Origin of the sequence: Rhizobium sp. 0TCS1.26 (assembly GCF_050455525.1) — a bacterium.
In the GTDB taxonomy this organism is placed as follows: domain Bacteria; phylum Pseudomonadota; class Alphaproteobacteria; order Rhizobiales; family Rhizobiaceae; genus Neorhizobium.
Genome location: NZ_JBCIYV010000001.1, coordinates 1,198,289 through 1,222,174, shown reverse-complemented (window position 1 = coordinate 1,222,174; position 23,886 = coordinate 1,198,289). Strand labels below are relative to the sequence as shown.

Annotated in this window: 25 protein-coding genes; 12 read left to right on the top strand and 13 right to left on the bottom strand. The window is 63.2% G+C overall.

The features are described from left to right. Nucleotides 1-81 precede the first annotated feature (81 nt). The 4 genes from AAIH46_RS06035 to AAIH46_RS06020 form a co-directional block, all read right to left on the bottom strand. Entirely contained in the window at nt 82-579 is a 498-nt protein-coding gene (locus AAIH46_RS06035; RefSeq protein ID WP_430304733.1) for a ferritin-like domain-containing protein, read from the bottom strand. Nucleotides 580-681: 102 nt separating this feature from the next. Next, nucleotides 682-843, bottom strand: coding sequence for a hypothetical protein (locus AAIH46_RS06030; protein WP_430304732.1), 162 nt, complete (start codon nt 841-843; stop codon nt 682-684). Then, nucleotides 843-1,055 (bottom strand): hypothetical protein, encoded by a 213-nt coding sequence (locus AAIH46_RS06025; protein ID WP_430304731.1) that lies wholly within the window; start codon nt 1,053-1,055, stop codon nt 843-845. Before AAIH46_RS06025 ends, AAIH46_RS06030 begins: the two co-directional genes overlap by 1 nt. A 75-nt stretch (nt 1,056-1,130) precedes the next feature. Beyond that, nucleotides 1,131-1,715 carry a cysteine hydrolase family protein gene (locus AAIH46_RS06020; protein WP_430304730.1) on the bottom strand — a complete coding sequence of 195 codons (585 nt, stop codon included), beginning with the start codon at nt 1,713-1,715 and terminating at the stop codon, nt 1,131-1,133. 173 nt (nt 1,716-1,888) lie between these two features. Between AAIH46_RS06020 and AAIH46_RS06015 the strand changes: the two genes are divergently transcribed. Beyond that, on the top strand, nt 1,889-2,230 hold the full coding sequence (locus tag AAIH46_RS06015; protein ID WP_430304729.1) for a hypothetical protein: 342 nt from the start codon (nt 1,889-1,891) through the stop codon (nt 2,228-2,230). Here AAIH46_RS06015 and AAIH46_RS06010 read toward each other — a convergent pair. Together AAIH46_RS06010 and AAIH46_RS06005 are read right to left on the bottom strand one after the other, a co-directional pair. After that, nucleotides 2,227-2,406, bottom strand: coding sequence for a hypothetical protein (locus AAIH46_RS06010; protein ID WP_430304728.1), 180 nt, complete (start codon nt 2,404-2,406; stop codon nt 2,227-2,229). The two genes, AAIH46_RS06015 and AAIH46_RS06010, sit on opposite strands and share 4 nt — an antisense overlap. A gap of 191 nt (nt 2,407-2,597) precedes the next feature. Further along, a complete protein-coding gene (locus AAIH46_RS06005) occupies nt 2,598-2,912 on the bottom strand; it encodes a hypothetical protein (protein WP_430304727.1) in 315 nt (104 codons plus the stop codon). A gap of 198 nt (nt 2,913-3,110) precedes the next feature. Between AAIH46_RS06005 and AAIH46_RS06000 the strand changes: the two genes are divergently transcribed. Next, a complete protein-coding gene (locus AAIH46_RS06000; RefSeq protein ID WP_430304726.1) occupies nt 3,111-3,923 on the top strand; it encodes a Ku protein in 813 nt (270 codons plus the stop codon). A gap of 95 nt (nt 3,924-4,018) precedes the next feature. Here AAIH46_RS06000 and AAIH46_RS05995 read toward each other — a convergent pair whose 3' ends face one another. Then, the gene (locus AAIH46_RS05995; RefSeq protein WP_430304725.1) at nt 4,019-4,915 is read right to left on the bottom strand and encodes a Ku protein; all 897 of its coding nucleotides are present in this window, start codon (nt 4,913-4,915) and stop codon (nt 4,019-4,021) included. A gap of 178 nt (nt 4,916-5,093) precedes the next feature. Here AAIH46_RS05995 and AAIH46_RS05990 point away from each other — a divergent pair, with 178 nt between their 5' ends. Then, a complete protein-coding gene (locus tag AAIH46_RS05990) occupies nt 5,094-5,594 on the top strand; it encodes a sigma-70 family RNA polymerase sigma factor (protein WP_430304724.1) in 501 nt (166 codons plus the stop codon). A 25-nt stretch (nt 5,595-5,619) separates the two neighbouring features. Here AAIH46_RS05990 and AAIH46_RS05985 read toward each other — a convergent pair whose 3' ends face one another. Continuing rightward, nucleotides 5,620-6,255, bottom strand: coding sequence for a UdgX family uracil-DNA binding protein (locus AAIH46_RS05985; protein ID WP_430304723.1), 636 nt, complete (start codon nt 6,253-6,255; stop codon nt 5,620-5,622). A 165-nt stretch (nt 6,256-6,420) separates the two neighbouring features. Here AAIH46_RS05985 and AAIH46_RS05980 point away from each other — a divergent pair, with 165 nt between their 5' ends. Next, nucleotides 6,421-8,763, top strand: coding sequence for a glucose/quinate/shikimate family membrane-bound PQQ-dependent dehydrogenase (locus AAIH46_RS05980; protein ID WP_430304722.1), 2,343 nt, complete (start codon nt 6,421-6,423; stop codon nt 8,761-8,763). Nucleotides 8,764-8,864: 101 nt separating this feature from the next. Here AAIH46_RS05980 and AAIH46_RS05975 read toward each other — a convergent pair whose 3' ends face one another. Together AAIH46_RS05975 and AAIH46_RS05970 are read right to left on the bottom strand one after the other, a co-directional pair. Further along, nucleotides 8,865-9,134 (bottom strand): BON domain-containing protein, encoded by a 270-nt coding sequence (locus AAIH46_RS05975; RefSeq protein WP_430304721.1) that lies wholly within the window; start codon nt 9,132-9,134, stop codon nt 8,865-8,867. 56 nt (nt 9,135-9,190) lie between these two features. Then, a complete protein-coding gene (locus AAIH46_RS05970) occupies nt 9,191-10,741 on the bottom strand; it encodes an ATP-binding protein (protein ID WP_430304720.1) in 1,551 nt (516 codons plus the stop codon). A gap of 164 nt (nt 10,742-10,905) precedes the next feature. Here AAIH46_RS05970 and AAIH46_RS05965 point away from each other — a divergent pair, with 164 nt between their 5' ends. The 7 genes from AAIH46_RS05965 (at nt 10,906) to AAIH46_RS05935 (ending at nt 19,886) form a co-directional block, all read left to right on the top strand. Then, nucleotides 10,906-11,511 (top strand): TetR/AcrR family transcriptional regulator, encoded by a 606-nt coding sequence (locus AAIH46_RS05965; protein ID WP_430304719.1) that lies wholly within the window; start codon nt 10,906-10,908, stop codon nt 11,509-11,511. A gap of 43 nt (nt 11,512-11,554) precedes the next feature. Next, entirely contained in the window at nt 11,555-12,691 is a 1,137-nt protein-coding gene (locus AAIH46_RS05960) for an efflux RND transporter periplasmic adaptor subunit (protein ID WP_430304718.1), read from the top strand. 23 nt (nt 12,692-12,714) lie between these two features. Beyond that, entirely contained in the window at nt 12,715-15,867 is a 3,153-nt protein-coding gene (locus AAIH46_RS05955) for an efflux RND transporter permease subunit (RefSeq protein ID WP_430304717.1), read from the top strand. 211 nt (nt 15,868-16,078) lie between these two features. After that, nucleotides 16,079-17,065 (top strand): thiosulfate ABC transporter substrate-binding protein CysP, encoded by a 987-nt coding sequence (gene cysP, locus AAIH46_RS05950; RefSeq protein WP_430304715.1) that lies wholly within the window; start codon nt 16,079-16,081, stop codon nt 17,063-17,065. A gap of 78 nt (nt 17,066-17,143) precedes the next feature. Further along, nucleotides 17,144-17,965 (top strand): sulfate ABC transporter permease subunit CysT, encoded by an 822-nt coding sequence (cysT, locus tag AAIH46_RS05945; protein ID WP_430304714.1) that lies wholly within the window; start codon nt 17,144-17,146, stop codon nt 17,963-17,965. A gap of 2 nt (nt 17,966-17,967) precedes the next feature. Beyond that, nucleotides 17,968-18,855 (top strand): sulfate ABC transporter permease subunit CysW, encoded by an 888-nt coding sequence (gene cysW, locus AAIH46_RS05940; protein ID WP_430304713.1) that lies wholly within the window; start codon nt 17,968-17,970, stop codon nt 18,853-18,855. Beyond that, the gene (locus AAIH46_RS05935) at nt 18,852-19,886 is read left to right on the top strand and encodes a sulfate/molybdate ABC transporter ATP-binding protein (RefSeq protein ID WP_430304711.1); all 1,035 of its coding nucleotides are present in this window, start codon (nt 18,852-18,854) and stop codon (nt 19,884-19,886) included. Before cysW ends, AAIH46_RS05935 begins: the two co-directional genes overlap by 4 nt. Before the next feature lie 70 nt (nt 19,887-19,956). Here the strand turns inward: AAIH46_RS05935 and AAIH46_RS05930 are convergent, their stop codons facing one another. Both AAIH46_RS05930 and AAIH46_RS05925 read right to left on the bottom strand, forming a co-directional pair. Continuing rightward, nucleotides 19,957-21,393 (bottom strand): NAD-dependent succinate-semialdehyde dehydrogenase, encoded by a 1,437-nt coding sequence (locus tag AAIH46_RS05930; protein WP_430304710.1) that lies wholly within the window; start codon nt 21,391-21,393, stop codon nt 19,957-19,959. 231 nt (nt 21,394-21,624) lie between these two features. Then, nucleotides 21,625-22,071 (bottom strand): MarR family winged helix-turn-helix transcriptional regulator, encoded by a 447-nt coding sequence (locus AAIH46_RS05925; protein WP_430304709.1) that lies wholly within the window; start codon nt 22,069-22,071, stop codon nt 21,625-21,627. A gap of 125 nt (nt 22,072-22,196) precedes the next feature. Between AAIH46_RS05925 and AAIH46_RS05920 the strand changes: the two genes are divergently transcribed. Further along, nucleotides 22,197-22,574 carry a nuclear transport factor 2 family protein gene (locus AAIH46_RS05920; protein WP_430304707.1) on the top strand — a complete coding sequence of 126 codons (378 nt, stop codon included), beginning with the start codon at nt 22,197-22,199 and terminating at the stop codon, nt 22,572-22,574. Nucleotides 22,575-22,680: 106 nt separating this feature from the next. Here AAIH46_RS05920 and AAIH46_RS05915 read toward each other — a convergent pair whose 3' ends face one another. Further along, nucleotides 22,681-23,868, bottom strand: a complete 1,188-nt coding sequence (locus tag AAIH46_RS05915; protein ID WP_430304706.1) for an acyl-CoA dehydrogenase — start codon at nt 23,866-23,868, stop codon at nt 22,681-22,683. Between the last annotated feature and the right edge of the window lie 18 nt (nt 23,869-23,886).

Sequence of the window (23,886 nt, the reverse complement as noted above, 5' to 3'; positions counted from 1 at the left end):
AGGTAACCCGCGGCCTCGACCGCGGGTTTTTTCGTTCTGGTGGAGAGATGCGGTCCGCTCGTGGAGCAGACCGCGGGGAGATCAGGCAGCCTTCTGAGCTGCGGAGTTGACGGTGCTTTCAGCAAGCTGGGTCAGCGCCTCGTCGGTCTTGGTTTCTTCGGCAAGCGTTTCTTCCAGAAGCGCGATCGCTTCCTTCATGCCGAGCTGCTTGGCCCATGCGCGCAGCGAACCGTAGCGGCTGATCTCGTAATGCTCGACGGCCTGGGCGGCAGCGAGCAGGCCAGCGTCGAGCGCCGGAGTGTCCTTGAACTCCTCCATGATCTCTTCGCTCTCTTCGATGATGCCATCGATCGCCGCACAGGTCTTGCCGCGGGCGCGCTTGCCGATCAGTTCGAAGACCTGCTGCAGACGTTCGATTTGCGTGTCGGTCTCTTCCTTGTGCTTCAGGAACGCCTGCTTCAGGGCGTCGCTCTGGGCGCCGCGCGCCATCTTCGGCAGAGCACGGGCGATCTTGCGTTCTGCGTAGTAGATGTCCTTCAACTGTTCGTAGAACAGGTCGTCAAGCGTCTTGGCAGCCATGATACTTCTCTCCTCGATTCATGGATGTGGATGATTGATGGTGCGGTGGATTAACCGACATCGGCTGATAAGGTTCCGGCGGACACCTCAGCCAGACCTCTATCAAGAGCGCGTCGTCGGCTTGTCGTAGAGGTCGGCGATCGCGGCGGTCTGCGCGTTCTTCTCACGCTCGGAGAGACGCCGGCGGCGCATCATTGCAAAGACGATGGCGCAGCCGAGCAGCACAGGCCCAACGGCGACGGCAAACAGCCAGAACTTGTCCATCAAGAGCGCTCTCCCTGTGCGCGTTCGTCGCGCTTGAGATCGTCGGTCGGGTAATCGTCGGCGGTCCGCTTCTTTTCGCCCTCGGGATCGTCCGCGAAGATGTTGGCCTCGCCCTGGACATAGCCGCTCGGGCGATTTTCCGCCGGTCCTTCCCAGCGCGGCCACTGTGAGATCTCGCCGGGCTTGCCGTTGGTTTTGGGTTCGTGTCGCATGGGGGTCCTCCTGTCGGATTTCTCTGTATGCCTGACCTGTCCAACCCTTCCGCCGGAGTTTTTGTTCCGCTTGCGTCAGGGCCACCAGGCGCGCACTTCGTCGGCAGTCTTCAGTTCGAGCTGGACCGAGAAGCGGCTGGCAAACAGCTGGAGGGAGGCGTCGTAAGTTTCATCCGAGGCGCTGCAAATAGCGTCCTTCACCAGCACCACCTTGTAGCCGAGGTCGACGGCGCCAAGGATCGCCGCAAGCACGCAGACATCAGTCTCTCCGCCCGACACGACAAGCGTATGCGCGCCTCTTTCCTGCAGATGTGCATGCAGTCGGCCATCGAGCCACGGCGAGTAGATCGGCTTGTCGAAGACCATTGCCGGCGGCACAAGTTCACGCAGTTCCGGCAGGATGTCGATCATCGCCTCTCCCTGGGCGAGACGCGTCATGTTCGACCATTTCTCGTAGTAGGACCGCCACATGCCGACCGCATCCTCCGGTCGGTCGGGCGGCACGAACCGGGTAAAGATGGTCGCCTGCGGATGTGCACGGGCGATGCCGGCCACCGGGCCGCGTACTTTCTCCATCCAATCGATGTGCCAGGGCGTGTCCTCGGCAAAAATCCGCTGCATGTCGACGCAAAGATGAATTCGGCCACTCGGCACGTCCATGATCTGCTCCTGCTTTTGTCGATGGCAGACGCAACCGAAAAGCCGTCCCGAAAGTTCCTGCCGTGGCCGGCACCGGATCGCCTCGGAATGAAGCAGATGGTGGCCGAACGCCGCACAGGATGTCGGGCCGGCAGTGTTTGCCGACTGGCCGCAGAAGAACGAGGAGATTCGATATGGAGCTGGAGTTGAAGATCTACCGCCTTGTCCCCACTGCGCCGGCAGATGATCCGCAATGGATGGACCGCCCGCCGCAGAGAGAGGTGGTGGTCCGCGCGTTGACCACTGGCGATGCACGGCTGGTGGCAAGCGAGGCGGAGCTCGATTTCACCGATACCGACGCCAAGCCGGCCGAGGGCAATTCGACGGAGATGGCCAGCTCCTTCCGGAGCGAAAAGCTCTACACCGTGATCGAGGATGACAGCGGCAGGTATGTCGCCGACGGCCCGCGCGGCGTGGTCGACGGGTCGGTCAGACGCGATACGATCGCGCCGGTCGAAAGCGGCCGAGGCCTCTAGCCGGCGTTGTTGTCGAGCTTGTCGGCAAGAGCCTTCTGCAGTTGAAGAGCAAGGTCGAGCAGCCGGTCCGGCACCGGCTCCTTCTCGATTTCCGTCAGGAGGTGAGCCACCTTGGCGCTCACCTTGTTGCCAAGCACGGCCTTCCCCCCGGTCGTCGCAGCGATCTCTTTCGTCATTCTGACCTCTCCGGACCTGTTCATTGCAAGGCTGCCGATCCAACGGGGCCTGAACGGCGCCGATATCGACACCTGCTAGAACTACTGGAAAACGCAGAATGGTCCCGCTTGTCAATCGCAACGAACAGCAAAGCAACGCCCGGAGGTGCGTTCTGCCGCCGGGCGTTGCTTATTCATCAGTGCTTGCGGGATCAGCTGGCGCTGTTTCGCCCGGGGATCGAGGTGATCGTGGCGGACACCGGGTCGCTTGCCGGGAAGGTATCTTCCAGCCCTTCGTCGAGCTGCTGCTCAAGGTCACTGTCGCTGACATTGGTATCTGAAGCGACGGTCGCGGCGCGGCCGTCCTGGTTTGCGCCGTCGATCATCTCGTCCGGCAGGTCATTGTTCTGGACCAGGCGGCTCAGCAGTTCCTTGGCTTTGCCAACGGCGTTGGTCCGGTTGACCCCCCCCGTTCCGGACCGCAGGCTGACCGATATCACGTCGCCGCTCTGGTCGATGAATTCCACCGTGTAACCGGAGGTTCCGCTTCCTTCCGCGATTACCTGCGTGCCAACAATGCTCATGGTCTGGACCTTTCACAGTTCTTAATCTTGTCGCAGCAGGAAACGGGATGGGGCGATCTTTGTTCCTTTGCCTGATCGGCCATCGGCATCTGGAACCTCAAAGGCCTGTCAGGGGTTTCCTGCTCGAAAAGAGAGGGTCCCATGGCACCGCGCGTCTTCTGGAAAGGCTATCTGAAGCTGTCGCTCGTCACCTGCCGCGTCACCATGACGCCGGCGGTCTCCGAGGGCAACAGGGTCCGCTTCCACAACCTCAACGCCAAGACCCATAACCGGGTGCTCAGCCAGTATGTCGACGCCGTCACCGGAAAGCCTGTCGATGACGACGATCAGGCAAAGGGCTACGAGCGCGGCGAGGGCGACTATGTCCTCCTGGAGGACGACGAACTGGAGGATGTCGGCCTCGAAAGCAGCCGCACCATCGATATCGAGACCTTCGTGCCGATGGGCGACATCGGCTGGATCTGGTACGACCGGCCGCATTTCCTGGCGCCGGACGACAAGGTCAGCGAGGAGGCCTTCTCGGTCATCCAGGCAGCGATGAAGGTTACCGGCACGGCAGGTATCGCGCGGCTGGTGATGTATCGCCGGGAGCGGGCGGTGCTGCTCGTGCCGCGCGACAACGGCATCGTCGTCTGGACATTGCGTTACGGCGATGAGGTGCGCGATCCGGACGCCTATTACGAGAAGGCGGATGCCGGCAGTGCCGACCGCAAGCACCTGTCGATGATGAAGAAGCTGATCGCCGAGCGCACCGAAGCCTGGGATCCGTGCATGGCGGAAGACCCGGTGCAGGACAAGCTGCTCGAGATCATCGAGAGCCGAAAGAAGAAGACCCGCAAGACGAAGAAGAAAGAAGAGCCGGCGCCGGAACGCCGCGACAACGTCATCGACATCATGAGCGCCCTGAAGAAGAGCCTCGAGAGCGAACGGAAGGGGCCGGGGCGCTCTCGCTAGGTCCAGAAGAACCAGGCGCCGCAGAGCGGCTGAATTTTCCCTCGGAACTCGGAACGGCAGATACGCATTCAGCCTGAGTTATTGCAGCTGTGTCGTCAGCTCGCCTTTCGCGGCGTCGATGCGGTGGCGCGCTTGGATCCACTTGCGGTCTTGGTTTTCGTCTTGGCAGCCGTCTTCGTCTTGGCAGCGGCCTTGGGCTTCGCACCCTTCTTCTCGACGCCGGCGCCGGCGCTCTGGCGAAGCGCCTCCATCAGGCTCGTGACGTTGGTTTCCTTCGGCTTCGGCCTTGCCGGCAGCTTGCGACCTTCGATCTTCGCCTTCACCAGTTCCTGCAGCGCAGCCTCGTAACGATCATCGAACGCGGAGGGGTCGAAACGTCCACGCTTGGTGTCGATGATATGCTTTGCCAGATCGAGCATCTCTCCCTCGATCTTCAGCTCCGAAATGTCGGCAAAGACCTCGGCGGACGAGCGCACCTCGTATTCGTAGTTAAGCGTGCTGGCGATCAGTCCGTCGTCGTAGGGGCGGATCAGCAGCGTGCGTAGCCGACGGAACAGGACGGTGCGTGCGAGCGCCGCGACCTTTCCTTCCTTTAGCCCCTGCCGGATGAGATCGAAGACCTCGGCGGCCTGGCCGTCGCTCGGCGCAAGATAATAGGGACGATCGAGATAAAGCGTGTTCACGTCACCGCAGGGAATGAAGGTTTCCAGCGCAAGCGTCTTGTCGCTCTCCGGCACTGCCGCCTTGATCTCCTCGGGATCCAGGATGACATAGTCGCCGTTCGAGGTTTCGTAGCCTTTGACGATATCGTCGTGCTCGACTTCCTTGCCCGTGTCGCTGTCGACCATTTGACGATGGACCCGGTTGCCGGTGCGGCGGTTGACGATATTGAAGCTGACGCGGTCGGACGTCGACGCCGCGGTATAGAGAGCAACCGGGCAGTTCAGCTCGCCAAGCGTCAGGTAGCCTTTCCAATTTGCGCGCGGTGCCAAGACAGTTCCCTCCAGTGGACGCGATTCAACAGAAATTGATCCCGTTTGTTCCCTCGAAAGGTGCTGTCAACAGAGGCATAACGGCTCGTCAGGACAACATAAACAAGCGGAACCAAATAGACATTGGAGACGTTTGCCAACCGTCACCCCCACCCATGGAACTGGAGAGGTTGCAACGGTGTCTGAATCACAGTTGAGTCGCGATCCTGCACGTGCAGACATTGTCAGGCTCATCCCCGCTCTGCGCGCCTTCGCCCGTACGTTTTGCCGCAACTCTTCGGATGCGGACGACCTGGTGCAGGAGACGCTGATGAAGGCTCTCGCAAACCTCGACAAGTTTGAGCCCGGGACCAAGCTGAAGTCCTGGCTGTTCACCATCATGCGGAACACCTTCTACACGCGTGCCAAGGTTCTTGGCCGCGAGGCGCCGGGTGTCGAGGAGTGCGTCTCGGGCGATTCGCCGATGGAGGCGACGCAGGAAGTCCAGGCTCGGACACGCGAGGTCCAGCGGGCGCTTGAAAAGCTGCCACCCCATTACCGCGAGGTGCTGACGCTGGTCGCCATTCTCGGCGAGAGCTACGAAGCGGCGGCGGAGATCTGCAACTGTGCCGTCGGCACGGTAAAAAGCCGGCTCAACCGGGCGCGCCACCAGATCCTCCAGGAACTCGGCGAAGATTGACTGGGTATCGCCTGTCCGGCTCCCTTCAATCAAGATAGGCACCGATGCGGTGCAGGTCTTCGACGAACCGCGCCTTCTCCCGCTCACGATCGGCGGGGTCCGGCAGCCGCAGCAGGTAGGACGGATGTATGGTCATCAGTACCTCACTGCCATCCATCGACTTCAGCACCTGACCGCGGTCGCGGGTAACCTTGGCCTTCGGTCCCAGTAGCGAATAGGCGGCGGTGGCACCGAGTGCGACCGTCAGGCGCGGCTTGATCAGCCGACGTTCGGCGTTCAGCCACCAGGCGCATGCCTTGATCTCACCGGTATTCGGCTTGGCGTGGATCCGCCGCTTGCCGCGCGGCGTGAACTTGAAGTGCTTGACGGCATTGGTGACGTAGCAGAGACCCCGATCGATCCCGGCGTCTTCCAGGCACGCGTCGAGCAGTCTCCCGGCGGGTCCGATGAACGGCCTTGCGGCCAGATCCTCCTTATCTCCCGGCTGTTCACCAACCAGAAGCACCCGCGCGTCGTCGTTTCCCTCGCCGAACACCAGGTGGGTGGCATCCTGGTAGAGGGGACATCGCCGGCAATCCTCCGCGTCCGACGCCACGTCCGCCAGCCGATCGCCGGGTGCTGAACCGGCCTGCCACTGGGCGATCTCGGACGATACGTCCATGCCTGCCTCCCTGGTCTTCGTTGCCTCTCTTCGAACCGCGAGGTGCTCCGATCGTTCCGGCTGGAACAAGTCGGCCGCCCAGCCTGGAACTAACTGCCATTGTTCCAGTTATCCCGGCCGGGGAAGGCCCCACCTTCAACTCCTCTCTGACTTGGGATTTGACACATGTCCGTTACGATCACAGCGATCCTGTTCACCTTGATCGGGATCGCGCTGGCGGCCGGCGGCGCTCAGCTATTGATGCTCGGTGGCAGCGCTTACTACATCATCACCGGCATCGCGTTTCTGGTAACCGCGCTTCTGCTGTTCCTCCGGCGCCCTTCGGCGCTGCTCGTCTACGCAATCGTCGTTATCGGCTCGCTGATCTGGGCCGTCTGGGAAGTCGGTCTCGACTGGTGGCAGCTCGGCCCGCGCGGCGGCGTTGTCATCATCCTCGGTCTCTGGATGCTGACGCCTTGGATCCGCCGACCGCTTGGCTTCCGCAGCCCGACGACCGGCTTCCGCTATGGTGCAAGCGCAGGTCCGCTTGCTGCTGCCGTCGTCGTGTCTATTGCGGTTGCGCTGCTGTCGATGTTCGTCAACAGCACGGACGTCAACGGCAATCTGCCGGAAGAGCAGGTCGCCGCAGCGCCTGTGCTCGGCGGCAACGTGCCGGCCGGCGAATGGCACCAGTATGGCCGCACGCCTTACGGCCAGCGCTACTCGCCGCTCGACCAGATCAATCTTGAGAACGTGTCGAGCCTTCAGGAAGTCTGGCGCTACCAGACCGGTGACGTGAAGCTGCCCGAGGATGTCGGCGAGACGACCTACCAGGTCACACCGCTCAAGATCGGCAACTCACTTTATCTTTGCACGCCGCACAACTGGGCGATCGCGATCGATGCGACGACCGGCAAGCAGCAGTGGAAGTATGATCCGAATGTGGGTCTCAACCCCGATCGCCAGCATCAGACCTGCCGTGGCGTCAGCTACTATGCGGAGCCCACGGCCCAGCCCGGCACGGCTTGCGCGCAGCGCGTCTACCTGCCGACCTCGGATGCTCGGCTTATCGCGCTCGATGCGACGAACGGCCAGGTCTGCACGACGTTTGCCGACAACGGCGTGCTGCACCTCGAACAGGGAATGCCGTACAATCCGGCAGGCTACTACTACTCGACCTCGCCGCCGGTCATCGTCGCCGGCAAGATCATCATCGGCGGGGCGGTCAACGACAACTACTCGACGCAGGAGCAGTCCGGCGTCATCCGTGCCTTCGACGTCAACTCCGGCGCACTTCTGTGGAACTGGGATTCGGGCAACCCGACACAGACCCAGCCGCTGCCGCCGGGCCAGACCTACACCGCCAACTCGCCCAACAGCTGGTCGGTGTTCAGCGTCGATGAGGAACTGGGACTTGTCTACATCCCGCTCGGCAACCAGGTTCCCGACCAGCTCGGCATGAACCGCTCGGAAAGCGTGGAAAAGTATTCGTCCTCGATCGTCGCGCTCGACATCAATACCGGCGCCGACCGTTGGGTTCGCCAAACCGTCCACCACGACCTGTGGGACATGGACGTGCCGGCCCAGCCGGTGCTCGTCAACCTGAACCGGGATGGCGCTGTCGTGCCGGCGCTGGTCGGTCCGACAAAGCAGGGCGACATCTACGTGCTCGACCGGCGCACCGGCGAGCCGATCATCCCGGTCACCGAACAGCCGGCTCCGGGCGGTGCCATTCCGGAAGACCGGACGGCCCCGACGCAGCCGATCTCGGCGCTCAACTTCCGTCCGCGGACGCTTGAGGGCCGTGACATGTGGGGTGTCACCATGTTCGACCAGATGGTCTGCCGCATCAGATTGGAGCAGCTGAAATACGAGGGGCAGTACACCCCGCCGTCGCTCGAGGGCAGCATCGTCTATCCGGGCAATTTCGGCACCTTCAACTGGGGCTCTGTCGCCGTCGACCCGGAACGCATGGTGATGTTCGGCATGCCGACCTACCTGGCGTTTACCTCGCAGCTCGTTCCGCGCGCCGAGGTGCCGCCGAAGGGACAGGACGAGAAGGGCTCGGAACAGGGTCTGAACCGCAATGACGGCGCTCCTTACGCCGTGCGGATGGGGCCGTTCCTCGGTCCGCTGCAGATCCCCTGCCAGGCACCGCCTTGGGGCTATGTCGCCGGCACCGATCTGCGCACCGGCAATGTCGCCTACAAGAAGAAGAACGGCACAGTCCACGACATGACGCCGCTGCCGCTGCCCTTCAAGCTCGGCGTCCCGGGTATCGGTGGGCCGATGATCACCAAGGGTGGCGTCGCCTTCCTCGGTGCGGCCGTCGACAACTACCTGCGCGCCTATAACCTCACCAATGGTGAGCAGCTGTGGGAAGCCCGTCTGCCGGCCGGCGGCCAGGCAACGCCAATGACCTATTCGGTGGATGACGGGCGCCAGTTCGTGGTGATGGTCGCGGGTGGTCACGGCTCGGTCGGCACTAAGCCGGGCGACTACGTGATCGCCTACGCCCTGCCGCGCTAGGCAAGGAGCATACTAATGACGAAAACGGCCCGGGCAGCGATGTCCGGGCCGTTGTCGTTATTCGGTCGATCGAACTGGTGACGGTAGTCGTGAGTGCGAGACTACTGCGATGCGCTGAGTTCGTTGATGGCAGCTGTCACTCCGGGGACGGAGAGTGCCACCTCTTCGGCCCGCACGCGTTCTCCCTCCTGCAGGACCGAGCCGCGCAGGGTAACCGTCGAGCCGCTTGCGATTACGGACACATCCGACGCATCAAGGCCGCCGGCGCTTGCCAGAGCTGCGGCGACCGCCGTTTCCAGCTCGGCCACCGGCGGAAACTCGGCCTCGACGGTCGGTTCTGCTTCATGAAAGGTCTGAGGTTTGTTGACCATCGTCGGTTCTCCCTGTTCTGTCCGTGGTGGAAGAACGCCGGACGCGGCACAATGGTTCACGGCTGGACGAGAACCGTCCTGATGATGTCGCGCAACTGGTTCTGCGAGAATGGTTTGGGTAGCCGCGGCAGTTGCGAGCCATCTCCGGAGGGCAGTTCGGCATAGCCGGTGGCAAGCACGACCGGCGTCTGCGGGTGGCTGTCGCGAACGCGGGAGGCGAGCTCGGCCCCCGTCATCTTCGGCATCGAGTGGTCGGTGATGATCAGGTCGATCGCCCGTCCGCTTTCGATGACCGCCAGCGCCTCTTCACCATTGTAGGCCTCGATCACCGTATGCCCGAGATCCTCCAGCATCAGCGTCGTATTCATCAGCACCAGCGCATCGTCATCGACGGCAAGCACGGTGAGAGGTCGGTCGGCGTCTGGCTGCTGGGGCGTCATCGTCACTGTTTCTTCAGGTTGCGGCAGGTTGGATTCGGAGGCGGCGGGAAGGATCAGCGTCACCGTCGTTCCAGCGCCCGGAATACTCGACAGACGCAGCGCGCCGCCTGATTGCTCCATGAAGCCCTGGACCATCGACAGTCCAAGGCCGGTTCCCTTGCCGATACCCTTGGTGGTGAAGAACGGCGTCGTGGCGCGGATCAATGTCTCCTCGTCCATGCCTTCGCCATCGTCGGCTACGGACAGCTTCACGTAGCGGCCCGGCTTCAACGTTCCGTTCTGTGTCGCAATTTCGCACATTCGCGCGCCGATACGGATAGTGCCGCCTTTCGGCATCGCGTCGCGGGCGTTGACGACGAGGTTGAGGAGCGCCGTGTCCAGCTGGTTGGCGTCCCCCATGACGTGCGGCAGATCTGCGTCGCAGTCGACCTCCACCGTGGTGTTGGCGGTCAGCGACCGTCGCACCAGTTCGAGCATGTCGTCGACCAGCAGCCGGATGTCGATCGACTGAACTTCGAGTTCCTGCCGCCGCGAAAAAGCGAGCAGGCGCTGGGTCAATGCAGCACCGCGTTCGGCGCCGCGGATCGCGTTGGTGAGCAGGGGTGTGAACTGCGGATCCGGCGGCATGCGCTTCTGCAGCATTTCCAGTGACCCGAGGACGGCCATCAGAAGGTTGTTGAAGTCGTGGGCGATGCCGCCGGTCAACTGACCGATGGCCTCCATCTTCTGCGCCTGGAAGAGTTCCTCGCGGGCCTGGGCAAGCTCGATCTGGGCGTTGCGCTTCTCGCTGATGTCGCGGGTGATCTTGGCAAATCCCAGGAGGCTGCCGTCGTCGTCGACGATGGCATCGATGACGACACTGGCCCAGAAACGGCTGCCATCCTTGCGGACGCGCCAGCCTTCCTTCTCGAAGCGGCCTTCCCGCGCGGCGTTCTCGAGCCCGCGGCCCGGATCTCCAGCCTCGCGGTCTTCCAGCGCGTAGAACTGCGAGAAGTGGTGGCCGATGATCTCGTCGGCGGCATATCCCTTGAGCCGCTCGGCACCCGGGTTCCAGCTGACGACGAAGCCATCCGGGTCCAGCATGTAGATTGCGTGATCGGTGATGGCGTTGATGAGTAATCTCAGACGGTCGCCTGTCTCAAGTTGCGCCAAGCGGCGATCAGCCATGATATTCGGTTCCCCCAACCCTGCTGCCTCGCAGCGTGCCCTAACGATCTTCGGGAGCAAAGGTTCCCGCCGAAATCGCGTGTTTCGTGGTCATTGACAAGAGCCGCCGAAATGTTATGAATGATGAAATACGAAATTCGTCAGTCATCAATTAGGCAGCCCTTATGGACGATCTCTCACAGATACCATCTGACCCGGCCCGCCTGGAAACGGTTGAGCGGATCCTCGATGCCGCCGAGCGGCTTTTCAGGCATTACGGTTACTCGAAGACGAATGTCGCCGATGTTGCCCGGGACCTGTCGATGTCGCCAGCCAACATCTATCGCTTCTTCTCTTCCAAGGCCGAGATCCATCAGGCCATCGCGCGCCGCATGCTGCGGGTGCAGTGCGAGGCGCTGAAGGCGAACGCCGCGCGTCAGGTTCCGGCGGCCGACCGCCTGCGGGATCATCTGCTGGTGCAGTACCGCATGACGGTCGAGACGATGATCGACGAGGAGAAGGTCCACGAGATGGTGGTGGTCGCGATGGACCAGCAATGGCCCGTCGTCCAGGAGCATCTCGACCAGGTGCGGGCGATCATTGCCGGCATCATCGTTGACGGCATCGCAGCCGGTGAATTCCGCGAGCAGGACCCGCTGCTGGCGGCCGAGTGCTTCATGTGCTGCGGTGTTTCGCTCTGTCATCCAATGCTCGTCGCCAAGAAGATCGCCGCAGACGAACACATCACCCCCGAGGCGCTGGCGGAATTCGCAATCCGCGCCCTGAGATAATTCAGCAGCCCCGCGGGGCGTTCTTTCACGGTAGGAGCCGCACATGTCGAACATGCGATTGGCAGTTTTCAGGTCTGTGGCTCTTGGCGCGATGCTGGTCGGTCTTGCCGCCTGCAGCGATGAGACGGTTGTCGAGCAGGCGCCGGTTCGGCCGGTGAAGGTCGTCGAGGTCAAGGCGCCGGACGATGGCCGCCTGATGCAGTATTCCGGGTCTGTGCGGGCTCGTACCGAGATCTCCCTCGGCTTCAGGGTGGACGGCAAGATCACCGAACGGCTGGTCGATGTCGGGCAGCGGGTGAAGGCGGGCGACGTGCTCGCCAAGCTCGATCCGGTCGACTACGAGCTGTCGGTGCGCCAGGCCGAAGCCCAGCTGGCATCGGCTGAAAAGCAGATGGAGATCAGCAAGCTGGCGCTCCGTCGCGCCGGCATCCTGCAGGAAAAGAGCATCACCTCGCAGTCGACGCTGGAACAGAGCCAGCTTACCTATGAGCAGGCGCTCTCTTCGCGTGACGCTGCCGCATCGGCGCTGGAGCAGGCGCGCAACCGGGTTTCCTACGCCAACCTTACGGCGACCGTCGATGGCATCGTGACCGCCGTCAATGCCGAAGCGGGCCAGGTCGTTGCCGCCGGTTCTGCAGTCCTGTCGGTCGCCGCAGACGGCGCCAAGGAAGTCGAGATCGCGGTTCCGGAGGGCGACATAGCCCAGTTCAAGCCGGGCAAGAGCGTCAAGGCGACATTCTGGTCGAACAGCGGGCTGTCGCTCGAGGGCAAGGTTCGCGAAGTGGCGGGCAGCGCCAACAGCCAGTCGCGCACCTTCCTGGTCCGGGTCAGCCTGCCGGAGAACGAAAACGTCCTGCTGGGAATGACGGCGACCGTTGTTGCCAAGGCCGATGATGCGGTGCCGGCCTTCGTCCTCCCGCTTGCAGCGCTTGCGACGCAGGAGGGCAAGTCGGTCGTCTGGCTGGTCGATCGGTCCAACCAGACGGTCCATCCGCGCGCCGTTACCGTTGCCGGCGTTTCCCTGGACGGTGTCCGGGTCAGCGATGGCATCGCCGCGGGTGATCTGGTGGTCTCGGCCGGAACGCAGTTCATGCGCAGCGACATGAAGATCCGCGTCTATGAGGGTGGCACGCAGAGTGCCGGCGAGACGAACGGCGCTGGCGCCGCGTCGCGGTCGTGATCTGAGCGCGAAGGAGAGGGACCATGAGCTTTTCGCGTCAGAACACGCCGGACAAACAGCCTTTCAACCTGTCGCGATGGGCAATCGCCCATCCGAGCATCGGCCGCTTCCTGTTCGGCCTGATCATCGTCATCGGTGGCCTCGGCATCATGAACATGGGCCAGAAAGAGGATCCCGATTTCACCTTCCGGGTAATGGTGGTGCAGGCCGTCTGGCCGGGTGCCTCGATCCAGGAGATGCAGGATCAGGTCGTCAACAAGATCGAGCGGAAGCTGCAGGAAACGCCGCATCTCGACTGGGTGAAGTCGTATACGCGGGCCGGAACGTCGATCACGACGATCCAGATCAAGGGCGACACAAACGCCCGCCAGGTGGCCGATGCCTTCTACCAGGTGCGCAAGAAGATCTCCGACATCGAACAGGAGCTGCCGAGCGGCGTGCTCGGCCCCTATTTCAACGACGAGTTCGGTGACACCTATGTCACGCTGCACGCGATCACCGGCGACGGCTATTCCTATCCGGAGCTGAAGGATTTCGCCATCCAGGCGCGCGACATGCTGCTCGCGACGAAGGGCGTCGAGAAGGTCTCGATCCTCGGCGACCAGGCGCAGAAGATCTACATCGACATCTCCTCCAAGGCGCTTTCCGAGCGAAAGCTGACGCTCAACAACATCCGGGACGCGCTGTCCGGGCAGAATAACGTCGATCCCGCCGGCAGCGTGCAGACCACTACGCGGTCGGTGCGCATCGCCGTGGAAGGTGGCCTGCGGACGCCGGAAGACATCCGCGAACTGCGCATCCGCAGCGGCGAACAGGTGTTCCGCCTCGGCGATATCGCCACCGTCTCCGCCGGGCTCGTCCAGCCTTACGACCGCAAGTTCCGCTTCAATGGCCGGGATGCCGTCGAAGTCGGCGTCGTCATGCAGAGCGGCTTCAAGGTCACCGACGTCGGCACATGGATCGACGAGACCTACCACACTTTCGAGGCCTCGCTGCCGGTCGGCGTCGGCGTCGAACAGGTCGCCAACCAGCCGGAAGTCGTGCACGAGGCGATCGGGGAGTTCACCCAGGCGCTGCTCGAGGCGCTGGTCATCGTGCTCATTGTCTCGCTGCTGTCGATCGGCTGGCGCTCCGGCATCGTCATCGCCATCTCCATCCCGCTGGTTCTCGCAGCGACCCTGGCGATCATGTACGAGCTCGGCATCGAGCTGCAGCGCATCTCGCTTGGCGCGCTCATCATCGCGCTCGGCCTGCTTGTCGACGATGCGATGATCGTCGTCGAAATGATGGAGCGCAAGCTGGAGGAGGGGCTCGAGAAACTCGATGCCGCAACCTTCGCCTACAGCTCGACGGCCTTTCCGATGCTGACCGGCACGCTGATCACCACGGCGGGCTTCATTCCGGTCGGCTTTGCCGATTCCACCGCCGGCGAATATGTCCGCTCGCTGTTCTACGTGGTCGGCATCGCGCTCGTCACCTCGTGGTTCGTCGCCGTCTATTTCACGCCCTGGCTCGGCTACATGATCCTCAAGCAGAGGCCGCATGTGGGCACCCATCACGATGCCTACGACACGCGCTTCTACCGCGGCCTTCGCTCGACGGTGACCTGGGCCGTCAGGCACCGGCTGATCGTGCTGATGCTGACCGGCGCCGTGTTCGTCACCAGTCTGTGGTCGTTCCAGTTCATCCCGCAGAGCTTCTTCCCGCAATCATCGCGGCCGGAAATCCTCGTCGACATGTGGCTGCCGGAAGGCACTGCGATCGAGGAGGTTGAGCGGCAGGCCAAGGCCCTGGAAGCGCGGGTGATGGACGATCCGGACAAGAAGTTCGTCGCCACCTTCATTGGCGAGGGTGCGCCGCGCTTCTTCCTGCCGCTCGACCAGCAATTGCTTTATCCGAACTTCGCCCAGTTGCTGGTAATGTCGAACGGGCTGGAAGAGCGCGAGCGGCTCATCGTCAAGCTGCGCAAGATCCTTGCGGAGGATTTCCCCGACGTGCGCGGCAAGGTCGACCGCCTGTTCCTCGGCCCGCCGGTCGGCTGGGCGGTGCAGATGCGTGTCGTCGGACCGGACAGGGCCGAGGTCCGTCGCATCGCCGACCAGGTCAAGGAGCGTTTCCACCAGAACCCGCTGCTCGGCACCATCCACGACGACTGGCTGGAACCGGTCACGAGCCTGAAGCTGGTGATCGACCAGGATCGCGCCCGGGCGCTCGGCGTCACCTCGCAGCGTGTGCGCCAGATGCTCTATGCAGCAGTGTCCGGTGCGGAACTCGACCAGTTCCGCGAAGGCGAGGAGACCATCTCCATCGTCGCCCGCGAACCCGATGCCAACCGCAACCTGCTGACGGCGATCGAATCCGTCTACGTCCCGAGCGACAACGGCAGCTTCGTGCCGATCTCGCAGATCGCCCGGCTGGTTCCGGTGCAGGAGAACGGCATCGAATGGCGCCGCGACCGCCTGCCGACGATCTCCATCAAGGCGACAGTGCCGGATGGCGTCGAGCCGAACGACTTGGTCATGAAGATGTACAACGGCATGGACGATCTGAAGCAGGCACTGCCGGCCGGCTACAAGCTCGAGATCCAGGGCGGCGCGGAAGATGCGACCGAAAGCCAGATGTCGATCGCCGCGAAGGCGCCGGTCATGCTGTTCGTCATCGTCGCGCTGCTGATGATCCAGCTGCAGCATTTCGGCAAGGCGATGCTGGTGCTGTCCACCGGACCGCTCGGCATCATCGGTGCGGCAGCGGCGCTGCTGATCACCGGCGCGCCGTTTGGTTTCGTGGCGATCCTCGGCGTCATCGCGCTGCTCGGCATCATCATCCGCAACTCGATCATCCTTGTCGACCAGATCGACCAGGACATCGCCAGCGGTCATCCGCGTGCCGAGGCAATCATCGGCGCTGCGGTGCGGCGTTTCCGGCCGATCATGTTGACAGCGCTGGTGGCAGTCCTGGCGCTCATCCCCATCTCGCGGGGACTGTTCTGGGGGCCGCTCGCCTATGCGATGATGGGCGGCATCCTGGTCGCCACCGTGCTCACCATCCTGGTTCTGCCGGCCGGTTACGCCCTGTTCTTCGGCCGCGAGCCGAAAACCAAAAAACCATCCTCCGGCGAAAACGATGATCAGCCGAAGGAACAGATGTCGCTCAACCTGTCCACCGCCGCTGAATGAGCGACCTGCGGGAAGCGGTTTCCCTGCCGCTTCCCGCGCCAGTTTCGGAGCCGATCCACCTGTTTCCGTAGCGTCCTGGAATGCCTGTTGCGCAATGGGCCCGGAAAGAGTGGAAATTTCTCCAGCGACGTTCCCGGCTGGTCGGCGGTTCCTCGCGTCGCGGCGCGCCTCGCTCTAGGTTTCTGTCAATCATCTTGACCGGAGTCCCCGCATGAACCGCCTTCTCATTCTCGGCACGGCGCTCGCCGCCCTCGTTGCCGTTCCGGCGCTGGCCCAGCAGCCGACCAAGCTCCTCAACGCGTCCTATGACGTCGCCCGCGAGCTGTTCGTCGCCGAGAACGAGGCGTTCCTTAAGGGGCATCCGGGCGTCAGCATCGATCAGTCGCATGCCGGCACTTCCAAGCAGGCGCGTGCCATCGTGGAAGGTCTGGAGGCCGACGTGGTCACCTTCAACCAGGTAACTGACATCGATTTCCTGGTGAAGCAGGGCTTTGTCTCGGCCGACTGGCAGAAGGATTTCCCCAACGCCTCGTCGCCCTTCTATTCCTTCCCGTCCTTCCTGGTGCGTGCCGGCAACCCGAAGAACATCAAGGACTGGAACGATCTCGTCCGCGACGACGTGAAGGTCATCTTCCCCAACCCGAAGACCTCCGGCAACGCCCGCTACACCTATCTGGCAGCGGCGGCCTACGCCAAGGAAGCCTTCGGCGGTGACGAGGAAAAGGTCGAAGCCTTCCTCAAGAAGATCTTTGACAACGTGCCGGTGTTCGACACCGGAGGCCGCGCCGCAACGACGACCTTCGTCGAGCGCGAGACGGGCGACGTGCTGATCACCTTCGAGGCAGAGACGCGCGGCATCGCCAAGCAGTACGGTGCCGACAAGGTGGAAGGCGTCATCCCCTCGGTCTCGCTGCTAGCGGAGTTCCCGGTCGCCATCGTCGACAAGGTCGCCGACAAGCGCGGCTCGCGGGAGCTTGCCAAGAGCTATCTCGACTTCCTCTACAGCGAGGAGGGCCAGCGGGTCGCCGCTCAGTTCGGCCATCGCGTCCACAACGAGAAGGTGACCGGCGAGTTCAAGAAGGATTTCCCCGAGATCCGGCTGGTCAATGTCGATCAGGTGTTCGGTGGCTGGGAGAAGATCCAGAAGGAGCACTTCGCCTCCGGCGGTACACTCGAGAAGTTGTACGGCAGCCGCTAACCGACAATACTGGTTATACCGTGGAACCCGGCGGATCCATCTCCGCCGGGTTTTGGCGTGAACAACGGGAAGCGGATCGTGAAACGCAATGTCCTGCCCGGATTGCGGCTGTCGCTCGGGATTACTCTCTTCTACGTCGGCCTGATCGTCGTGCTGCCGCTGGCGGCGCTGACGGTGAAGGCCGCGAGCCTTGGTCCCTCCGAATACTGGTCGATCGTCTCGTCGCCGCGGGCCGTGGCCAGCTACCGGGTGACGCTTCTTGCTGCCCTTGCGGCGACGCTCTTCAACCTCGTCTTCGGGCTGGCGCTCGCCTGGGTGCTGACGCGCTACCGCTTTCCCGGACGCCGGTTGATCGACGCCATGGTGGATCTGCCGTTTGCGCTGCCGACGGCGGTGGCCGGCATCTCGCTCACCGCGCTGTTTTCCAGCAACGGCTGGTTCGGCGCGCTGCTCTCAGACTTCGGCATCAAGGTGGCCTATACGCCGATCGGCATCATGATTGCCATGTGCTTCACCAGCCTGCCGTTCATCGTGCGCACGGTGCAGCCGGTTCTGGAGGATCTCGATCCGGCGCTGGAAGAGGCGGCGCAGTCGCTTGGCGGCTCCGACTGGACGATTTTCGCCAAGGTCATCCTGCCGTTGCTGATGCCCGCGCTGCTGGCCGGAACGTCGCTGTCCTTCGCCCGCTCGCTTGGCGAGTTCGGCGCCATCATCTTCATCGCCGGCAACCAGCCGATGTCGACGGAGATCACCGCATTGCTGATCTTCATCCGGCTGGAAGAGTATGACTACCAGGCGGCAGCGGCCATCGCCTCGGTGCTGCTGATTGCCGCCTTCGTCATGCTGGCAGTCACGAACTGGATGCAGGCGCGCGCCCTGCGCTACACGGTGAGGGGATAATCATGAGCCAGCCGTCTTCCCGCCGCAAACCGCCGCGCGTCGGCGACAATCCGTTCTTCCGTCGGGCGCTGATCGGCATCGTCCTGGTAATCGGCGCGCTGCTGGTTCTGGCGCCGCTGATCGTCATCGGCGTCGAAGCGCTTAGCCAGGGCTGGAAGGCCTATGTGGCGACGCTCAACCATCCCGACACGCGCCACGCGATCCTGCTGACGGTGATCACCGCGCTGATCGCCGTGCCGATCAACACGATCTTCGGGATTGCCGCGGCCTGGGCGATCACCAAGTTCGACTTCCGGGGCAAGCGCCTGCTGCTGGTGGTCATCGAGATCCCGTTTTCCGTCTCGCCCATCGTCGCCGGCGTCGCCTACCTGTTCGTCTACGGGCTGCAGGGGCTGTTCGGGCCGCTCCTCGACGCCTACGAGATCAAGATCCTGTTCGCGCTGCCGGGGATCGTGATTGCCTCGATGTTCGTCACGGCGCCGTTCGTGGCGCGCGAACTCATCCCGCTGATGCAGGCGCAGGGGCGCGATCTCGAGGAGGCGGCGACCTCGCTTGGCGCATCCGGCTGGCGCACGTTCTTCTCCGTGACGCTGCCGAACGTCAAATGGGCGCTGCTCTACGGCGTCGTGCTCTGCAACGCCAGAGTGATGGGCGAGTTCGGGGCGGTGTCGATCGTGTCGGGCAATATCCGCGGCCAGACGAACACGCTGCCGCTGCATATCGAACTGCTCTACCACGATTACCAGGCCGCCGGCGCGTTTGCCTCAGCCTCCATCCTGGCGGTCATCGCCGTCTTCACCATCATCGCCAAGGTGGCGCTGGAGCGGCAGGGCGCCGGTCGCCGCGCCAAGCCCGCCACGGCCCCCATCACGCCGGGAATACGCCCATGAAAATCCGCCTCGATACGGTCGTCAAGACCTTCGATACCTTCCGGGCCGTACACGGCGTGTCGCTGGAGATCGAAAGCGGCGAACTGGTCGCGCTGCTCGGCCCGTCTGGATCCGGCAAGACGACGATCCTGCGCATGGTCGCCGGCCTCGAATATGCGGAGGAAGGGCGGATCTTTTTCGGCGACCAGGACGCGACGGATATCCCGGTGCGCGACCGCGGCGTCGGCTTCGTCTTCCAGCATTATGCGCTCTTCCCGCACATGACGGTGGCCGAGAACATCGGCTTCGGCATGAAGGTGTCGAAGGTGAAGCGCAACCGGGCCGAGATCGAGACGCGCGTCGCGGACCTTTTGCGGCTCGTGCGGCTGGAGGGTCTGGGCGACCGCTTCCCGGCGCAGATCTCCGGCGGACAGCGTCAGCGGGTCGCGCTCGCCAGGGCGCTGGCTGTCGATCCCAAGGTGCTGCTGCTCGACGAACCGTTCGGCGCGCTGGATGCCAATGTCCGCCACGACCTGCGCCGCTGGCTGCGCGAGATCCACCGGGAACTCGGCATCACGACGATCTTCGTCACCCATGACCAGGAGGAAGCGCTGGATCTCGCCGACCGCGTGGTGATCCTCAAGGAGGGCAGGATCGTCCAGCAGGGCACGCCGCAGGAAGTGTGCCGCGATCCGAAGGATGCATTCGTGCTCAAATTCCTCGGCGACGCCAACCGCCTGACCGGCACCGTCATCGACGGACGGGCGCTTGTCGGCGAGGCAGATGTCGCGGCTTCGGACCTTGCCGACGGTCCGGCGGAAATCTTCGCCCGTCCGCGCGATCTCGACTGGTCGGCCACCGGGCCGGGTTTGGCAGCCACGGTTACCCGCGTTCTGGACCGGCCGGGCGAGCGGCGCGTTATTGCCACGGCCTCGACCGGCGAACCGCTGGAATTCGACGTGGAGCCGGAGCAGGCTGTCAGCGCAGGCGATACGGGCTTCGTGACGCTTCGGCGGGCCAAAGTGTTTTCGCTGGGGGGAACGTCGGCGTGACCCACAACGCTGTCAAGGAAAAAGGCGCCGGTTGCCCGAAGCCCTTCGAATTCAGAAAAGGTGAAAAACCTCAGTTCATCTGGCTGACGAAGCGGGTTTCCATGTAGGCTTCGACGGCTTCCGAGCCGCCTTCCGTGCCGTATCCGGAATCCTTGATACCGCCGAACGGCACTTCCGGGATCGCCAGACCATTGTGGTTGATGGTCAGCATGCCGGCTTCCAGCTTCTGGCTGAGCGCATGGGCAGTCTTCACCGAGCCGGTGAAGGCATAGGATGCGAGGCCGAAGGGCAGGCGGTTGGATTCTTCCAGTGCGTCTTCCAGCGTCGAGAAGCGGTTGACGATGGCGATCGGCCCAAACGGCTCCTCGTTCATCATCGTGGCGGAGGTCGGCACGTCGGTCAGAACCGTCGGTTCGAAGAAGTGGCCCTTGTTGCCGATCCGCTTCCCGCCGGTCTTCAGCACGGCGCCCTTCGATACGGCGTCCTGGATCATCTCTTCCATGGCCGGGATGCGGCGCTCGTTGGCGAGCGGCCCCATGGTGATGCCGTCTTCAAGCCCGTTGCCGACCTTCAGGCCTTCCGCATATTTGACGATACCGTCGATGAACTGGTCGGCGACGCCGTCCTGGATCAGGAAGCGGGTCGGGGCAACGCAGACCTGGCCGGCATTGCGGAACTTCGCCATGGCCGAGACTTCGATTGCCTTTTCCAGATCCGCATCATTGAAGACGACGACCGGCGCGTGGCCGCCGAGTTCCATCGTGGCACGCTTCATGTGCTTGCCGGCGAGGGCTGCGAGATGCTTGCCGACGGGGGTGGAGCCGGTGAACGAGATCTTGCGGATGACCGGGTGCGGGATCAGGTATTCGGAGATTTCCGCCGGGACGCCGTACACCAGGTTGACGACACCGGCCGGCACGCCGGCATCGGCGAAGGCACGGATCAGTTCGGCCGGCGAGGCCGGTGTTTCTTCCGGTGCCTTGATGATGATCGAGCAACCGACCGAGACGGCAGCCGACAGCTTGCGGACAATCTGGTTGATCGGGAAATTCCACGGCGTGAAGGCGGCAACCGGGCCGATCGGGAACTTGATCGCCATGTTGGAGACGCCGCCGAACCGGGCCGGAATGATCTGCCCGTAGGTACGGCGGGCTTCTTCGGCGAACCAATCGATGGTGTCGGCGGCGTTGATGATCTCGCCCTTCGACTGGGCGATCGGCTTGCCCTGTTCGCGGGTCATCAGCCAGGCGATCATGTCGATGCGTTCCCGCAGCAGGTCGGCGGCCTTGCGCATGATCTTCGAGCGCTCGAAGGCCGGCGTATCGCGCCAGATCTTGAAGCCCTTGTCAGCCGCTTCCAGCGCCAGGTCGAGGTCGGCCTTTCCGGCATGCGCGATCTTGCCGATGATTTCCTGCGTTGCCGGATCCTCGACCGGGATGGTCCTGCCATCGATTGCATCGCGCCATTCGCCTGCAATGAACAGCTTTACGTCGGGATAGGTGTGCATAGGAACCTCAATTCGATCTGAAAGTCATGGGAAGCCGAACCCTGTCGCAGGGCCGTGCATTCCCGGGAAAGGCTTGAGGCCCTGACGTAGGACAATTGCCTTCGACATTCAACGCTGATGGTCAAAAGTATGATTAAATAAAGATGACAGCGCATGTCGCCGTCATCGAGATCTTGTGCGATGGCGCGGGGCCCGAGCGCGCTCCGCGGACTTGTCGTGTCCAAGGCCGGACTACGGCTCCTGGTGCGAGATCTTGTCCAGGTTGCCGATCAGCCGCTTAAGGAGGTCGACCAGCAGTACCGCTTCCGCATCCGAAAAACCGGCCAGCGCCTGGCGGTTGCCATCGAAGAGCGTGGTGATTGCGGCGGGCATGCGTTGCCGGGCTGTTTCGCTGAGGACGATGCGGCTGCTGCGGCCGTCGTCCGGGTCGGGCGTCCGTTCGATCAGCCCGTCGCGTTCCATGCGCGCCAGCATCTGGGCCATCGGCGGCTGTTCGATCCGCGCGAAGCGCGCGAGGTCGCGTTGTGTGCTCGCATCGCCGTTCTGCAAAGCGACCAGCACCGGCAGATGTCCGACGCCGAAGCCGAGCGGCTTGAGGCGCTGCTCGCTGAGGCGGGCGAAGCCGCGTGCCGCCAGCGAAATCAGATGACCGGGCGTCGACAGCACGTCTCTGTCCATTGCGAACCTTCCAAATGAGTGCTTGACCGTAATTTATATATTTACGTATGTATCATGGTACAGGCGCCCGGGCAATGACGTCCGACGCACCATACACCGGCCATTCAGCGTAGCGAGAACCACAAATGCCGACAGATGTCGTTCACCTCATCAAGAGCCTATACGACCGCTTCAATGCAAGAGACATGGAGGCGGTGCTCGCGGTCCTCGCCGACGATGTTGCCTGGGCGAACGCCATGGATGGTGGTCACGCCCATGGCCGGGAGGCCGTGCGCGACTACTGGACGCGCCAGTGGGCGGTTGTCACCGCGCATGTCGAGCCGGTGACCTTCGAGACGGCCGAAGACGGCAGCGTCGTGGTCGAGGTCATCCAGTCGGTGTTCGACCTGAACGGCCGGCCGCTGCAGGGGCAGAGCCATGGCCTGCGGGACAAGACGGTGACCCACGTCTTTCGCATCCAGGGCGACAGGGTCGTTCGCTTTGATATCAGGGATCGTCAGTAGATCATCAGGGCAGGGCAGCCGGTTTCGCCTGCGCTTCGAGACGTCTGCAGTCCCGGAATAAAAGGGGCGGCGTGTATGCTTCCGCCCCTTCCAAGAATGATCAGCCTCAGAAAAACGCCTGGATTCCGGTCTGGGCGCGGCCGAGGATCAGCGCATGGACGTCATGCGTGCCTTCGTAGGTGTTGACCGTCTCCAGGTTCTGCGCGTGGCGCATCACGTGGTACTCGATCTGGATGCCGTTGCCGCCGTGCATGTCGCGCGCCTGGCGGGCGATGTCGAGCGCCTTGCCGCAGTTGTTGCGCTTGACGATGGAGATCATTTCCGGCGCCATGCGGTGCTCGTCCATCAGCCGGCCGACGCGCAAGGATGCCTGCAGGCCAAGCGCGATCTCGGTCTGCATGTCGGCGAGCTTCTTCTGGTAAAGCTGGGTGCCGGCGAGCGGCTTGCCGAACTGCTTGCGGTCGAGGCCGTACTGGCGGGCCCGCAGCCAGCAGTCTTCGGCCGCACCCATGACGCCCCAGGAGATGCCGTAGCGAGCTCGGTTGAGGCAGCCGAACGGACCCTTGAGGCCCGAAACGTTCGGCAGCAGCGCATCTTCGCCGACTTCGACGCCATCCATGACGATTTCGCCGGTGATCGAGGCGCGCAGCGACAGCTTGCCGCCGATCTTCGGGGCCGACAGACCCTTCATGCCCTTTTCCAGCACGAAGCCGCGGATCTCGTTGTTGTGGGCTTCCGACTTCGCCCAGACGACGAAGACGTCGGCGATCGGCGAGTTGGAAATCCACATCTTCGCGCCGCGCAGACGGTAGCCGCCCTCGATCTTTTCGGCGCGGGTTTTCATGCCGCCGGGATCGGACCCGGCGTCCGGCTCGGTGAGACCAAAGCAGCCGATCAGCTCGCCGGAGACGAGGCCCGGCAGGTACTTCTTCTTCTGTTCGTCCGAGCCGTAGGCGAAGATCGGATAGATGACCAGCGACGACTGGACGCTCATCATCGAGCGGTAGCCCGAGTCAATGCGCTCGACTTCGCGGGCAACCAGACCATAGGCGACGTAGCCGGCATTGGCGGCGCCGTATTCTTCCGGCAGCGTGATGCCCAGCAGGCCAGCCTGGCCCATCAGCCGGAACAGTTCCGGCTCGGTCGTTTCGCCGAGATAGGCCTCGTTGATGCGCGGCAGGAGTTCAGACTTGCCGAACGCAGCGGCGGCTTCGCGGATCATCCGCTCGTCTTCAGTCAGCTGGTCGTCGAGCAGGAAGGGGTCTTCCCAGGAAAATGCCGCGCGGTCGCTCATGTGAGCCTCCATCTAGAA

Coding starts and splice junctions, on each gene's coding strand:
- AAIH46_RS05915 (WP_430304706.1), bottom strand. CDS start 23,868: ATGAGCGACCGCGCGGCATTTTCCTGGGAAGACCCCTTCCTGCTCGAC.
- AAIH46_RS05960 (WP_430304718.1), top strand. CDS start 11,555: ATGTCGAACATGCGATTGGCAGTTTTCAGGTCTGTGGCTCTTGGCGCG.
- AAIH46_RS06035 (WP_430304733.1), bottom strand. CDS start 579: ATGGCTGCCAAGACGCTTGACGACCTGTTCTACGAACAGTTGAAGGAC.
- AAIH46_RS05975 (WP_430304721.1), bottom strand. CDS start 9,134: ATGGTCAACAAACCTCAGACCTTTCATGAAGCAGAACCGACCGTCGAG.
- AAIH46_RS05925 (WP_430304709.1), bottom strand. CDS start 22,071: ATGGACAGAGACGTGCTGTCGACGCCCGGTCATCTGATTTCGCTGGCG.
- AAIH46_RS06010 (WP_430304728.1), bottom strand. CDS start 2,406: ATGACGAAAGAGATCGCTGCGACGACCGGGGGGAAGGCCGTGCTTGGC.
- AAIH46_RS06000 (WP_430304726.1), top strand. CDS start 3,111: ATGGCACCGCGCGTCTTCTGGAAAGGCTATCTGAAGCTGTCGCTCGTC.
- AAIH46_RS05920 (WP_430304707.1), top strand. CDS start 22,197: ATGCCGACAGATGTCGTTCACCTCATCAAGAGCCTATACGACCGCTTC.
- AAIH46_RS05970 (WP_430304720.1), bottom strand. CDS start 10,741: ATGGCTGATCGCCGCTTGGCGCAACTTGAGACAGGCGACCGTCTGAGA.
- cysW (WP_430304713.1), top strand. CDS start 17,968: ATGAGCCAGCCGTCTTCCCGCCGCAAACCGCCGCGCGTCGGCGACAAT.
- cysP (WP_430304715.1), top strand. CDS start 16,079: ATGAACCGCCTTCTCATTCTCGGCACGGCGCTCGCCGCCCTCGTTGCC.
- AAIH46_RS05935 (WP_430304711.1), top strand. CDS start 18,852: ATGAAAATCCGCCTCGATACGGTCGTCAAGACCTTCGATACCTTCCGG.
- AAIH46_RS06015 (WP_430304729.1), top strand. CDS start 1,889: ATGGAGCTGGAGTTGAAGATCTACCGCCTTGTCCCCACTGCGCCGGCA.
- AAIH46_RS06020 (WP_430304730.1), bottom strand. CDS start 1,715: ATGGACGTGCCGAGTGGCCGAATTCATCTTTGCGTCGACATGCAGCGG.
- AAIH46_RS05985 (WP_430304723.1), bottom strand. CDS start 6,255: ATGGACGTATCGTCCGAGATCGCCCAGTGGCAGGCCGGTTCAGCACCC.
- AAIH46_RS05980 (WP_430304722.1), top strand. CDS start 6,421: ATGTCCGTTACGATCACAGCGATCCTGTTCACCTTGATCGGGATCGCG.
- AAIH46_RS06025 (WP_430304731.1), bottom strand. CDS start 1,055: ATGCGACACGAACCCAAAACCAACGGCAAGCCCGGCGAGATCTCACAG.
- AAIH46_RS05965 (WP_430304719.1), top strand. CDS start 10,906: ATGGACGATCTCTCACAGATACCATCTGACCCGGCCCGCCTGGAAACG.
- AAIH46_RS05955 (WP_430304717.1), top strand. CDS start 12,715: ATGAGCTTTTCGCGTCAGAACACGCCGGACAAACAGCCTTTCAACCTG.
- AAIH46_RS05930 (WP_430304710.1), bottom strand. CDS start 21,393: ATGCACACCTATCCCGACGTAAAGCTGTTCATTGCAGGCGAATGGCGC.
- AAIH46_RS06030 (WP_430304732.1), bottom strand. CDS start 843: ATGGACAAGTTCTGGCTGTTTGCCGTCGCCGTTGGGCCTGTGCTGCTC.